This window comes from Pseudomonas sp. G3-19, from assembly GCF_054855875.1.
The window spans coordinates 5121687-5135184 of sequence record NZ_JBMPIQ010000003.1 but is presented as its reverse complement, the minus strand read 5'-3'; the positions used below and the strand labels follow the sequence as shown (position 1 = coordinate 5135184).

The following is a 13498-nucleotide window of genomic DNA, read 5'->3' as shown; positions in this document are numbered from 1 at the left end:
ATTATCTTGCAAAACTTGTCCCCGGCGCTATAGCCGTCAGGGTTTCCCCTATGCCGTCGCACCTTGCAGTGACCACGAAAAACCGCGCTTTGCTCACAGGAAATCGACCAGTTGCAGTCAGGCACGCGCGTTCTCGCCTTGGGTTGGCTCTCGCCATGCCCCTATAATCGGCGCACTTAGTTTGTGGAGCCCGTTATGCCGAATCTACGTCTCGCCGATCTAACCGCCGAAATCGAAGCCAACGTGCGCCGTGCGTTGCTCGAAGATGTCGGCAGCGGCGACATCACCGCACAACTGATCCCGGCCGAACGTCTGGCCAAAGCCACCATCATCACTCGCGACGAGGCGGTTATCTGCGGCACGGCGTGGGTCGACACGGTGTTTCGCCAGCTCGATCCGCGCGTCGCGGTGCACTGGCAGGTACGGGACGGTGAACGGGTCAAACCCAACCAGCCGTTGTTTCATCTGGAGGGCCCGGCCCGTTCGTTGCTGACTGGCGAACGCAGTGCGCTGAACTTCCTGCAACTGCTGTCCGGCGTGGCCACGCGTGCGCAATATCTGGCGGACTTCGTGGCGCAAACCCAGGTCAAGCTGCTGGATACCCGCAAGACCTTGCCGGGCCTGCGTCTGGCGCAGAAATACGCAGTGACCTGCGGTGGTTGCCACAACCACCGCATCGGTCTCTACGACGCGTTCCTGATCAAGGAAAACCACATCGCCGCCAGCGGTGGCATCGCGCAGGCCATCGCCGCCGCGCACAAGATCGCGCCGGGCAAACCGGTGGAAGTCGAAGTGGAGAGCCTGGAAGAACTGAAGGAGGCGCTGACTGCCGGCGCCGACATCATCATGCTCGACGAACTGAGCCTGGATGACATGCGCGAAGCTGTCCGCTTGAACGGCGGCAAGGCCAAACTGGAGGCCAGCGGCGGTATCAATGAAAGCACACTGCTGCCGATCGCTGAGACCGGGGTGGACTACATCTCGATCGGGGCGATGACCAAGGATGTGAAGGCGGTGGACCTGTCGATGCGTCTGAGCCTCTGAGGCTGTCACGCCATAAAAAACGCCAGCCCGATTGAGGCTGGCGTTTTTGTTTCAGACCACCAGATTATTCATCTCGCAGTACTCGTCCCACTCGACGCCCAACACCTCGGCCGCCTCCTTGTGCAGCTCCAGGCGCTTGGCCTCAAACTCTTCAGGGGTGCTGGTGTACTTGAGCGTCAGCTCCCACGGCTGCAAGCCCTGGGCTTCGGCTTCGTCCTCGAACGCCCACTGGATCTGATCTTTCTGATCATCAGGGCTCAGGTCCTTGATCTCTTCTTTCAAGTCCGGTACGTCCAGAATGTACTTTGCCAACGCTTGTTCGTGTCGTTGCTCTTGAGTTAATTCGGTCATGGCGTTCTCGCTGATCGTAAGAATGGAGGATGGATCTGGATCATCAAGGATCTCTCTGACGCGGATTGTCCGGCCTTCGGAACCATTCGGGATCATCTGAAAACTGCTAAGCGATGCTCATGCAGGCACCGAATATAGGACGTTTGCATGACGAATTACACGGCTCTTTACATCTCTCGCACAAAAACTTTGACCTGGGAGACATAAATCGCGGGATTGCGCGAGGGGATGGTGCCCGAGACAGGAATCGAACCTGCGACCTTCGCGTTACGAGTGCGCTGCTCTACCGGCTGAGCTACACGGGCGGTGGGCTAAACCTAGCACCGGTCTTGAAGTCCGGCAACTTCAAAGCCTGTCCCGGCATTTCGCAGACAAAAAAATGCCCCGCCGTTTTCACGGCGGGGCATTTCATTGCGCTAAAGCTGTGGGCTGATTAAACGCCCGAAGCCTTGGCCGCTGCCACGTCTTTGATGGACAGCTTGATACGGCCGCGGTTGTCCACGTCCAGTACCAGCACTTCCACTTCCTGGCCTTCTTTCAGGATGTCGGTGACTTTCTCTACGCGAGCGTCGCTCAGCATCGAGATGTGCACCAGACCGTCCTTGCCCGGCAGGATGTTGACGAATGCGCCGAAGTCGACGATGCGTTCAACCTTGCCGACGTAGATCTTGCCGATCTCGGCTTCTGCAGTGATGCTCAGAACGCGCTGACGAGCAGCTTCTGCGGCATCCTTGGTTTCGCCGAAGATCTTGATCGAACCGTCGTCTTCGATGTCGATCGAAGCCTTGGTTTCTTCGCAGATCGCACGGATGGTCGCGCCACCTTTACCGATAACGTCACGAATCTTGTCGGTGTCGATCTTCATCGCGATCATAGTCGGAGCGTTGGCCGACAGTTCGGTACGCGACTGGCCGATGATCTGGTTCATCTGGCCGAGGATGTTCAGGCGCGCTTCCAGGGCTTGGCCCAGAGCGATTTCCATGATCTCTTCGGTGATGCCCTTGATCTTGATGTCCATCTGCAGCGCGGTAACGCCTTTGGCGGTACCGGCTACTTTGAAGTCCATGTCGCCCAGGTGGTCTTCGTCACCCAGGATGTCGGTCAGGACGGCGAACTTCTCGCCTTCTTTAACCAGACCCATGGCGATACCGGCAACCGGTGCCTTCATTGGCACACCAGCGTCCATCAGGGCCAGGGAAGCGCCGCAAACGGAAGCCATCGAGCTCGAACCGTTGGATTCGGTGATTTCCGAAACCACACGGATGGTGTACGGGAACACGTCAGCGGCCGGCAGCATGGCCGAAACGGAGCGACGGGCCAGACGGCCGTGACCGATTTCACGACGACCAGCGCCACCCATGCGACCACACTCGCCCACCGAGAACGGAGGGAAGTTGTAGTGCAGCATGAACGGGTCTTTTTTCTCGCCTTCCAGGGTGTCCAGCAGCTGTGCGTCACGGGCGGTACCCAGCGTCGCAACGACCAGGGCCTGGGTTTCGCCACGGGTGAACAGCGCCGAACCGTGAGTCTTCGGCAGAACGCCGACTTCGATGTTCAGCGGACGTACGGTGCGGGTGTCGCGGCCGTCGATACGTGGCTTGCCGTTAACGATGTTTTCGCGAACGGTGCGGTATTCGATTTCGCCGAAAGCGGCTTTGACGTCAGCAGCAGAAGGCTGGCCTTCTTCGCCGGACAGCTTGGCAACGACCTGGTCTTTCAGCTCGCCCAGACGTGCGTAGCGGTCAGCCTTGACGGTGATGGTGTAAGCCTGGGAGATCGCTTCGCCGAACTCGGCACGGATCGCGCCCAGCAGTTCGGTGGCTTCTGGAGCAGGAGCCCAGGTCCAGGTTGGCTTGGCAGCTTCAGCGGCCAGTTCTTTGACGGCGTTGATCACCACCTGGAACTCGTCGTGAGCAAACAGTACCGCGCCCAGCATCTGGTCTTCGGTCAGCTCTTTGGCTTCCGATTCAACCATCAGTACGGCGTCGGAGGTGCCGGCAACGACCATGTCCAGGCTCGAAGCAGCTTGCTGCTCGTAGGTCGGGTTGAGCAGGTAGCCGGTGCTTTCGTGGAAAGCGACGCGGGCGGCGCCGATCGGGCCGTCGAACGGAATGCCCGAGATGGCCAGGGCAGCCGAGGTACCGATCATCGCAGCGATGTCCGGATCGGTCTTCTTGCTGGTGGAAACGACGGTGCAGACAACCTGCACTTCGTTCATGAAGCCTTCCGGGAACAGCGGACGGATCGGACGGTCGATCAGTCGGGAAGTCAGGGTTTCTTTCTCGGAAGGACGGCCTTCACGCTTGAAGAAACCGCCAGGGATCTTACCGGCAGCGTAAGTCTTTTCCTGGTAGTGAACGGACAGAGGGAAGAAGCCCTTGCCTGGATCGGCTTGCTTGGCACCGACTACGGTCACCAATACGCTGACGTCGTCGTCAACGGTGACCAATACTGCGCCGGAGGCCTGACGGGCGATACGGCCAGTCTCGAGGGTAACGGTCGACTGACCGAACTGGAATTTTTTGATTACCGGGTTCACGGTGTCCTACCTTCTTTGTGGCTCTTGGGGGAACTGGTTTCTTGCGAAATTCTTGGGCAATGTCGGGAATCGGCCCGCTGACTGTCCGGGTAAAACGGTAGTGCAGATAAAACTTGAGGCTGGGAGCCTGCCAGCCACCAGCGGAAAACCGCTGATGCCTGACAGACAACCAACCTCATAGCGCAATCGCTGATTAGCGACGCAGACCCAGGCGGCCGATCAGAGCGCTGTAACGGCTCAGATCTTTGCCTTTCAGGTAATCCAGCAGCTTACGACGCTGGTTTACCATGCGGATCAGACCACGACGGGAGTGGTGGTCTTTACCGTTGGCCTTGAAGTGACCTTGCAGTTTGTTGATGTTGGCGGTCAGCAGTGCAACTTGCACTTCTGGCGAACCAGTATCACCAACAGCTTGCTGGTAGTCGGCAACGATTTGAGCTTTTTCTTGAACGTCGAGAGCCATGAGGCAATCCTTTTATCAGGAAACTGTTTCAAAAACAGTTTCAACAGGCCAGGGACAAATCCCTGTATCTATAAATGAGTAGTGACCGTGCCTGTTAACAGCCACACTCGTTCGGTCATTCTGACCGAATCAGTCGACGCGGCGCGATGCGCCCGTCCTCGCTCACTTCACCGATACCGATGAAGCGACCATTGTGATCCTGTACCCGTACCATGCCGAACTTCGGAGCATCCGGGGCACGTACCGGCTGGCCGTTGAGCCAGTAGAACGCACTCGCTTCGGAGAAGTGCAGCAGCGGCCAATCCTGCAGGCCGCTGTCCGATGGCATCAGGAAGCGGTCGACCGCTTCGTTGCCGCCTTCGGCATGTACCGCTTCCAGCTCTTCGAGGGTCACGGTCTGCGCCAGGGTGAAAGGCCCGGCCTGGGTACGACGCAGTTCTGCGACGTACGCACCACAACCGAGTTGCTCACCGATATCCTCCACCAGGGTGCGGATATAGGTGCCCTTGCTGCAATCCACCGCAAGACGCGCAGTATCGCCTTCGAAGGCCAGCAATTCCAAGCGCGCAATAGTAACAGAACGCGGTTCGCGCTCCACTACTTCGCCTGCACGGGCCAGCTTGTACAGCGGCTGACCGTCACGCTTGAGTGCCGAGTACATCGGCGGTATCTGACTGATTTGCCCACGAAATTTCGGCAGAACCGCTTCGACATCGGCGCGACCAACGGTCACCGGGCGCTCCTGCAAAACCTCACCCTCGGCGTCCGCCGTGGTAGTGGTCTTGCCCAGTTGCGCCAGGGTTTCGTAACCCTTGTCGGAATCGAGCAGGTACTGCGAGAACTTCGTTGCCTCGCCAAAGCACAGCGGCAATACACCGGTGGCCAGCGGGTCGAGACTGCCGGTGTGACCGGCCTTCTCGGCGTTGAGCAACCAGCGAACCTTCTGCAACGCGGCGTTGGAGGTGAACCCCAGCGGCTTGTCGAGCAGGATGATACCGCTGACGTTACGACGGATACGTTTGACCTGAGCCACCGAATTACTCCTTGGTGTCTTCAGGTGCAGCGGCCAGGTGCTGATTGTCCTCAGCCACGGCGCGCTCGATCAGGGCCGACAGGTGCGCGCCACGCACGACGCTTTCGTCGTAGTGGAAGTGCAATTGCGGCACGCTGCGCAGCTTCATTTCACGGGCCAGCTGCATGCGCAGGAAACCTGCGGCAGCGTTGAGCACCTTGATGCTTTGCGCGATGTCTTCGGCGTTGTCCTGCCCCATCACGGTGATGAAGATCTTCGCGTGACCGACGTCACGGCTGACTTCCACAGCGGTAATGGTGACCAGGCCGACGCGCGGATCTTTGACTTCACGACGGATCAGTTGGGCCAGCTCACGCTGCATCTGATCGCCGATACGTTGGGTACGGCTGTATTCTTTTGCCATGATTTTGTTACCTGTTACTGCCCCACGGTGAAACCCGCAAGGTCTGAAAGCGGCAAACGCCCGGCCTGACAAAAGCCAGACCGGGCGTTGCGTTTAGAGTCCTGACGCCGTGGCGCGCATCTGCATGCGGCGGCTCGGCGTGGCCCTTGAAGTGCGCGAGTCAGAGGCTGCGAGCAACCTGAACCTTCTCGAAGACTTCGATCTTGTCACCGACTTTGACGTCGTTGTAGCTCTTCACGCCGATACCGCATTCCATGCCGGCACGTACTTCGGAAGCGTCATCCTTGAAGCGGCGCAGGGATTCCAGCTCGCCTTCGAAGATAACGATGTCTTCACGCAGTACACGGATCGGACGGTTACGGTGCACAACACCTTCGATCACCATGCAACCGGCGATCGCGCCAAACTTCGGCGAACGGAACACATCACGCACTTCGGCCACACCCAGGATGTTCTCGCGAACATCGCTGCCGAGCATGCCGGTCAGGGCTTTCTTGACGTCTTCGATGATGTCGTAGATCACGTTGTAGTAACGCATGTCCAGACCTTCCTGCTCGACGATCTTCCGTGCGCCAGCATCAGCACGCACGTTGAAGCCGAACAGTACAGCGTTGGAAGCCAGTGCCAGGTTGGCGTCGGATTCGGTGATACCACCGACACCGCCACCGACTACGCGCACTTGCACTTCGTCGTTGCCCAGGCCGTTCAGAGCGCCCTGCAAAGCTTCCAGCGAACCACGGACGTCGGATTTGAGGACGATGTTGAGCGTCTTCTTCTCTTCCTGACCCATGTTTTCGAAGATGTTTTCCAGCTTGCCGGCGTGAGCGCGAGCCAGTTTGACTTCGCGGAACTTGCCTTGACGGAACAGAGCCACTTCACGGGCTTTCTTCTCGTCGGCAACCACGCTCATCTCGTCGCCAGCGTCTGGTGTACCGTCAAGACCCAGGATCTCGACCGGAATGGCCGGACCTGCTTCCTTGATCGGCTTGCCGTTCTCGTCGAGCATGGCGCGCACGCGGCCATAGTTCGAGCCGACCAGCACCATGTCGCCTTGACGCAGCGTACCGTCCTGAACCAGCACGGTGGCCACCGGGCCACGGCCCTTGTCCAGACGCGATTCAACGACAACACCCCGGCCAGGAGCCGATGGGGTGGCGGTCAGTTCGAGTACTTCGGCCTGCAGCAGAACCGCTTCGAGCAGCTCGTCAACGCCGGTACCCATTTTCGCCGAAACCGGTACGAATGGAGTGTCGCCACCCCAGTCTTCGGAGGTCACGCCGTGAACCGACAGTTCGCTGCGGATGCGATCGAGGTCGGCACCCGGCTTGTCGATCTTGTTCACCGCAACCACCAGAGGAACGCCAGCCGCCTGAGCGTGCTGAACAGCCTCGATGGTTTGCGGCATCACGCCGTCGTCCGCCGCAACCACCAGGATCACGATGTCGGTCGCCTTGGCACCACGGGCACGCATTGCGGTAAACGCAGCGTGACCCGGGGTGTCGAGGAACGTCACCATGCCACGGTCGGTTTCAACGTGGTACGCACCGATGTGCTGGGTAATGCCGCCGGCTTCGCCCGCTGCTACCTTGGCGCGACGAATGTAATCGAGCAGGGAAGTCTTACCGTGGTCAACGTGGCCCATTACGGTCACGACTGGCGCACGGGAAACTGCCTCACCTTCAAACTTCAGGGACTCGGCCAGGGAATCTTCCAGGGCGGTGTCGCTGACCAGGGTCACTTTGTGGCCCAGCTCTTCAGCTACCAGTTGAGCAGTTTCCTGATCGAGTACCTGGTTGATGGTCGCTGGAGTGCCCAGTTTGAACATGAACTTGATGATTTCAGCAGCCTTGACCGACATCTGCTGAGCGAGATCGCCAACAGTGATGGTCTCGCCGATCTTCACTTCACGCACGACAGGACCGGTAGGGTTCTGGAAACCGTGAGCGTTGCGTTTTTTCAGCTTGGCCTTGCCGCGACCACCACGACGGAAGCCATCGCTTTCTTCGTCGGTAGTGCGTGGCGCCACACGTGGAGCCGGCGCTTTTTCTTTGACCGATGCGCGATGCGGAGCGTTTTTGCGCTCGCCATCGCCACCACCGCCGCGACGATTGTTATCGTCGGCACGTGGCTTGTCCGGACGGCGCTGTTCGTCACGCTTGCGAGTGTCGGCAGCCGGCGCAGCAGCAACCGGCGCGGCGTCGCGCACTGGTTCAGCGACTGGCGCAGGTGCTGCAACAGCTTCGGCAGGAGCGGACGGCGCAGCAGCAGGCTGGCGACGCGCTTCTTCTTCAGCGCGCTGCTTGGCTTCTTCTTCAGCCTTCTGACGAGCAGCATTTTCTACTGCGCGACGCTCTTCCAGTTCACGCTTGCGCTCGGCTTCGATTTCTTCCGGGCTACGCTGTACGAAAACTTTCTTCTTGCGAACTTCAACGCTGATGCTCTTGCTACCAGCCACACGCAGGGTGCTGGTGGTTTTACGCTGCAGCGTGATCTTGCGTGGTTCTTCCACTTTCGCCTTGTGGCTGCTCTTCAAGTGAGTCAGCAGGGATTGCTTCTCACTGTCAGTCACATTTTCTTCGGCGGCGGTGTGCGGCAGACCTGCCTCACGCATCTGCTGCAACAGGCGCTCTACCGGTGTTTTGACCTCATCGGCCAGTTGTTTCACCGTGACTTGCGTCATGCACTTCTCTCCTCAGGCCGCGCCTAATTACTCGAACCAGTGGGCTCGGGCGGCCATGATCAACTTGCCGGCACGATCATCGTCAATGCCGTCGATGTCGAGCAGGTCGTCAATAGACTGCTCGGCCAGGTCTTCGCGGGTAATTACGCCGCGCACCGCCAGTTCCATCGCCAAATCCTTGTCCATACCCTCAAGCGAGAGCAGGTCTTCGGCCGGATGGGCGTCTGCCAGCTTTTCCTCAGTAGCGATGGCTTTGGTCAACAAACGATCCTTGGCACGAGCGCGAAGCTCGTTGACGATGTCTTCGTCAAAGCCGTCGATGTTGAGCATTTCTTCCAACGGTACGTAGGCAATCTCTTCCAGGCTGGTGAAGCCTTCATCTACCAGCACCTGAGCCAGTTCTTCGTCGACTTCCAGCTCGTCGATGAAGTTGCGCAGGATGTCGCCGGTTTCTGCTTGCTGCTTAGCCTGGATGTCCGATTCGGTCATCACGTTCAGGGTCCAGCCAGTCAACTGGCTCGCCAGACGCACGTTCTGACCACCTCGACCGATGGCCTGAGCCAGATTGTCTGCGCCAACGGCGATGTCCATTGCATGGGCATCTTCGTCAACGATAATGGCCGCCACTTCTGCCGGCGACATGGCATTGATCACGAACTGCGCCGGGTTATCGTCCCACAGGACGATATCGACACGCTCGCCACCCAACTCGCCCGACACGGCCTGGACGCGCGAACCGCGCATACCGATGCACGCGCCCTGCGGGTCGATGCGTTTGTCCTTGGAACGGACAGCGATCTTGGCACGCGAACCCGGATCACGGGACGCTGCCATTACTTCGATCAGGCCTTCAGCGATTTCCGGCACTTCGATACGGAACAGCTCGATCAGCATTTCCGGCGCGGTACGCGACAGGATCAGCTGCGGGCCGCGGTTCTCGGTGCGGATTTCCTTAAGCAGTGCACGCAGACGCACACCGACACGGAAGGTTTCGCGAGAAATGATGTCTTCACGGGCCAGCAACGCTTCGGCGTTGTTGCCCAGATCGACGATCACGTTGTCGCGGGTGACTTTCTTCACGGTGCCGGAGATGATTTCTCCCAGGCGCTCGCGATAGGCGTCGACCACTTGAGCGCGCTCGGCTTCACGCACTTTCTGCACGATGACCTGTTTGGCGGTCTGTGCTGCAATGCGGCCGAACTCGATGGATTCGATCTTTTCTTCGACGACGTCGCCGACCTTGGCGCCCGGATGCGTTTCGGCAACCTTGCTTGGCCAGGTTTCGATCGCAGGATCGTCGAGATCATTCTCTTCGACGACTGTCCAGCGACGGAAAGTCTCGTAGGAACCGGTGTGGCGGTTAATTTCCACACGCAGGTCAACTTCGTCTTCAAAACGCTTTTTGGTAGCAGTGGCCAGAGCCAGCTCCAGCGCTTCAAAAATCACGCTTGCCGGTACGCCCTTTTCATTGGATACCGACTCAACAACCAGCAGTACTTCTTTGCTCATCGTACGCCTCGCCTTTCGCAAGCCATTGGATCCGCGGGATCCGCGTCTCAGTCAAAACTGGGAATAATGTTGGCCTTGTCGATCATATCGATCGGCAACAGGAATTCATGGTCTTCTACCTGCACCACGACATCCTGTTCTTCTACACCGCGCAGAAGGCCCTGAAAGTTGCGTCGACCTTCAAAAGGCGAGCGCAGCTTGATCTTCACTTGTTCACCGGCAAATTTTGCAAACTGCTCAAGAGTGAACAGTGGGCGTTCCATGCCAGGCGAGGAAACTTCGAGGGTGTATTCAACGGAGATCGGATCTTCAACATCCAGGACACCGCTGATCTGACGGCTGACAATGGCGCAATCGTCCACCAGCACGCCACCCTCTTTATCGATATAAACGCGCAACATCGAGTGACGACCTTGAGCCGAAAACTCGATACCCCAGCATTCATAGCCTAGGGCCACGACCACCGGGGCCAACAAGGCCTGCAACTCTTCTAGCTTGCTCGACACCTGAACCCCCTCGTGCATGTAAATGCATGCGCTGCAAAATAAAAAAATGGGCGAAACGCCCATCCTTGAAACGCCGTCGAACATCGGCGTAGAAAGTGTCCAGCTAACAAAAAGCCCCTGAAAAGGGGCTCCTTAAACTGGTTGCGGGGGCCGGATTTGAACCGACGACCTTCGGGTTATGAGCCCGACGAGCTACCAGACTGCTCCACCCCGCGACAAAGCTGGGGCGGAAGTATACGACCGATCCCTTATAGGGTCAATGTAACCTTCCACCTGCAAGAAAGCCCGCGACAGCGGGCTCTCCTGACTAATTGGTACCGAGAAGGGGACTCGAACCCCTACACCCTATGGGCACAACCACCTCAAGGTTGCGTGTCTACCAATTCCACCACCTCGGCAAAACTACGTTTGAAACCCTTCTTACTTCTGCTCTTGAGCTGGAGGTACGTCAGTCGCTGGAGTAGCCGACTTTTGCTCTTGAAGCACCGGGACATCATCAGAAGCCGGTTGTTGTTGCTTAGGTACTTCCAACACTGCTGGATCTGGCAAACCTGCTTGAGTCAGCTGATGAGCCTTCTCTTTAGCAAAGTAACCTAACCCCAAGCTGGTTATGAAGAAACCGGCGGCAAGTATAGCAGTAAACTTACTAAGAAAGGTAGAGGAACCTTGGCTTCCGAACACAGTATTTGAAGCACCTGCTCCGAAAGACGCGCCAGCGTCCGCACCCTTACCCTGCTGCAGCAAAACCAGAGCAACTACGCCCAATGCACCCAGCAGATGAAAAACGACTACGACTGTTTCCAGCATTTTTTCAGTTTCCCGCGGCGCGACAAATCGCACCGAACTCATCTGCATTCAGGGAAGCTCCACCAATGAGCCCCCCATCGATATCCGGCATGCCGAACAGTTCGACCGCATTGGCCGCCTTCACGCTGCCGCCGTATAGAAGCCGCACACCTCGTGCGACTTCAGAATTCTCTGCCGCCAACTGCTCGCGAATGGCTTTATGCACATCCTGAGCCTGTTGCGGCGTTGCAGTCAGTCCGGTACCAATGGCCCAGACAGGCTCGTAAGCAATGACTGCCTTGGCAAAGGCACCAACACCCAGCTCCTCGATGATGCTGCCCAGCTGACGCCCGACAACTTCAAGAGTTTTTCCGGCTTCGCGCTGCTCGAGGGTTTCCCCTACACACAACACCGGAATCAAGCCACATGCCTGTGCCGCTGCGAACTTGCGATTCAGCATCCCGTCTCGCTCGCCCATTATCTGGCGGCGTTCGGAGTGCCCGACAAGTACCAGGGAACAACCTGCATCCACCAACTGACTCGGTGCAATTTCACCGGTCAATGCACCTTGCATGGATTCCACCGCAGAATTCTGCGCACCGACCGAAATCGATTTGCCTTTCAAGCCATCAATCACTTGATTGATATGCAAGCAAGGCGGGAATACCGCGACATCAACACCGCTTGGCAAGGCCAGATGACGAAGGCCGTTGATCAGCTCAGCGACGCTGGCGCGGGTACCGTGCATCTTCCAGTTACCAGCTACCATAGGGCGACGCATGCTGTACCTCGTCGGTCAAAGTGGGCGCAGATGTTACCCAACACAATCATGGCTGGCAAGCCGAATCAGGCAGAAACTTCACTTACCAGTTTTGCCAGTTCTTCGGCGTAGCTGCGAACCTGAGTTTCATCCTCACCTTCGACCATCACGCGCACCAAAGGCTCTGTACCGGACTTGCGCAGAAGTACCCGGCCACGCCCCGCCATTGCCTGGGTGACACGCGCACTGGCTTCCTTGACCGCCGGATGCTCAAGCGGACTTTCACCGCCACCAAAACGCACATTGATCAGCACCTGAGGACACTTGCGCAAGGCCTGACGCGTTTGCGCAAGACCTTCATTACGGGCCTTCAGTGCCATCAGCACCTGGAGCGCAGCAATGATCGCATCACCGGTGGTGGTGTGATTGAAGCAGACGATATGCCCCGAGTTTTCACCGCCTACCAGCCAGTCGCGCTCCAGCAGTTCGGCGATCACATAACGGTCACCGACATTGGCACGAATGAATGGAATCGAGAGCTCTGCCAGCGCGAGTTCAAGACCCAGGTTGCTCATCAGCGTACCGACTACGCCGCCCTGCAATTTGCCCCGCCCGTGCAGATCGCGCGCAATGATGAACAGCAACTCATCACCATCAACGATGGCGCCAGTGTGATCAACCATCAACACCCGATCACCGTCACCATCAAAGGCGATGCCCAGATCAGCGTGCTCGGCCAGAACCGCGGCCTGCAGCTGACCCATATGGGTCGAGCCGCAATTGTCATTGATGTTCAGACCGTTGGGCTGCGCCGACAGCACGACCACTTCAGCACCCAGCTCACGGAACACACTCGGAGCAACCTTGTAGGTCGCACCGTGCGCACAATCGATCACGATCTTCAAACCGGAAAAACTGGTACCGGTCGGCACACTGCTTTTGCAGAATTCGATGTAGCGGCCGGAGGCGTCATTGATGCGCGACACCTTGCCGATCTTGCTCGACTCAACCACAGTCATTGGGGTATCGAGCAGCTCTTCGATCATCAGCTCCAGCTCATCAGGCAGCTTTGTGCCCTTGCCGGAGAAAAACTTGATGCCGTTATCGTCATGCGGATTGTGCGAAGCACTGATCACGATCCCGGCTTCAGCCTGGAACGTGCGCGCCAGATAAGCAATGGCCGGCGTCGGCATCGGACCGAGCAGCATCACGTCCGCACCAGCCGAGGTCAGGCCTGCTTCAAGTGCCGATTCGAACATGTAGCCAGAGATGCGCGTGTCCTTGCCGACCAGCACCTTGCAGGCGCCCATCTTGCGAAAGGCCATACCCGCCGCCCAGCCGAGCTTAAGCATGAAGTCAGGAGTGATCGGATATTCACCCACACGACCACGAATACCGTCAGTACCAAAGTATTTCTTGCTCAT

The 13498-nt window shown here is 58.1% G+C and carries 12 protein-coding genes and 3 tRNA genes; 1 reads left to right on the top strand and 14 read right to left on the bottom strand.

Features of this window, described 5'->3' with window-relative positions; genetic code table 11:
- The first annotated feature begins 195 nt into the window (after nt 1-195).
- The gene (gene nadC / locus ACOYXI_RS23360; RefSeq protein ID WP_027610785.1) at nt 196-1044 is read left to right on the top strand and encodes a carboxylating nicotinate-nucleotide diphosphorylase; all 849 of its coding nucleotides are present in this window, start codon (nt 196-198) and stop codon (nt 1042-1044) included.
- Between the two features lie 51 nt (nt 1045-1095).
- Here the strand turns inward: nadC and ACOYXI_RS23355 are convergent, their stop codons facing one another.
- The 14 genes from ACOYXI_RS23355 to glmM all read right to left on the bottom strand — a co-directional run bounded on the left by ACOYXI_RS23355 (nt 1096) and on the right by glmM (nt 13498).
- Nucleotides 1096-1395 carry a DUF6388 family protein gene (locus ACOYXI_RS23355; protein ID WP_098967158.1) on the bottom strand — a complete coding sequence of 100 codons (300 nt, stop codon included), beginning with the start codon at nt 1393-1395 and terminating at the stop codon, nt 1096-1098.
- 229 nt (nt 1396-1624) lie between these two features.
- Nucleotides 1625-1700 (bottom strand) — tRNA-Thr (locus ACOYXI_RS23350).
- Nucleotides 1701-1828: 128 nt separating this feature from the next.
- Nucleotides 1829-3934: a polyribonucleotide nucleotidyltransferase gene (gene pnp, locus ACOYXI_RS23345; RefSeq protein ID WP_007961443.1), complete on the bottom strand. Its 2106-nt coding sequence runs from the start codon at nt 3932-3934 to the stop codon at nt 1829-1831.
- 193 nt (nt 3935-4127) lie between these two features.
- A complete protein-coding gene (rpsO, locus tag ACOYXI_RS23340; protein WP_003221553.1) occupies nt 4128-4397 on the bottom strand; it encodes a 30S ribosomal protein S15 in 270 nt (89 codons plus the stop codon).
- Nucleotides 4398-4512: 115 nt separating this feature from the next.
- Nucleotides 4513-5430 (bottom strand): tRNA pseudouridine(55) synthase TruB, encoded by a 918-nt coding sequence (gene truB / locus ACOYXI_RS23335; protein ID WP_024011571.1) that lies wholly within the window; start codon nt 5428-5430, stop codon nt 4513-4515.
- 4 nt (nt 5431-5434) lie between these two features.
- Entirely contained in the window at nt 5435-5833 is a 399-nt protein-coding gene (rbfA, locus tag ACOYXI_RS23330; protein WP_003221549.1) for a 30S ribosome-binding factor RbfA, read from the bottom strand.
- A 160-nt stretch (nt 5834-5993) separates the two neighbouring features.
- Complete coding sequence (gene infB, locus ACOYXI_RS23325; RefSeq protein ID WP_027610783.1) at nt 5994-8513, bottom strand: translation initiation factor IF-2; 2520 nt, start codon at nt 8511-8513, stop codon at nt 5994-5996.
- 27 nt (nt 8514-8540) lie between these two features.
- A complete protein-coding gene (gene nusA, locus ACOYXI_RS23320) occupies nt 8541-10022 on the bottom strand; it encodes a transcription termination factor NusA (protein ID WP_003221546.1) in 1482 nt (493 codons plus the stop codon).
- A 47-nt stretch (nt 10023-10069) separates the two neighbouring features.
- Nucleotides 10070-10528: a ribosome maturation factor RimP gene (rimP, locus tag ACOYXI_RS23315; protein ID WP_007973115.1), complete on the bottom strand. Its 459-nt coding sequence runs from the start codon at nt 10526-10528 to the stop codon at nt 10070-10072.
- A 138-nt stretch (nt 10529-10666) separates the two neighbouring features.
- Nucleotides 10667-10743: transfer RNA gene (locus ACOYXI_RS23310), tRNA-Met, on the bottom strand.
- A 97-nt stretch (nt 10744-10840) separates the two neighbouring features.
- Nucleotides 10841-10926, bottom strand: a tRNA-Leu gene (locus ACOYXI_RS23305).
- A 22-nt stretch (nt 10927-10948) separates the two neighbouring features.
- Nucleotides 10949-11335, bottom strand: coding sequence for a preprotein translocase subunit SecG (gene secG / locus ACOYXI_RS23300; protein ID WP_027610782.1), 387 nt, complete (start codon nt 11333-11335; stop codon nt 10949-10951).
- A 4-nt stretch (nt 11336-11339) separates the two neighbouring features.
- A complete protein-coding gene (gene tpiA / locus ACOYXI_RS23295; protein ID WP_008088336.1) occupies nt 11340-12095 on the bottom strand; it encodes a triose-phosphate isomerase in 756 nt (251 codons plus the stop codon).
- A gap of 65 nt (nt 12096-12160) precedes the next feature.
- The gene (gene glmM / locus ACOYXI_RS23290) at nt 12161-13498 is read right to left on the bottom strand and encodes a phosphoglucosamine mutase (RefSeq protein WP_027610781.1); all 1338 of its coding nucleotides are present in this window, start codon (nt 13496-13498) and stop codon (nt 12161-12163) included.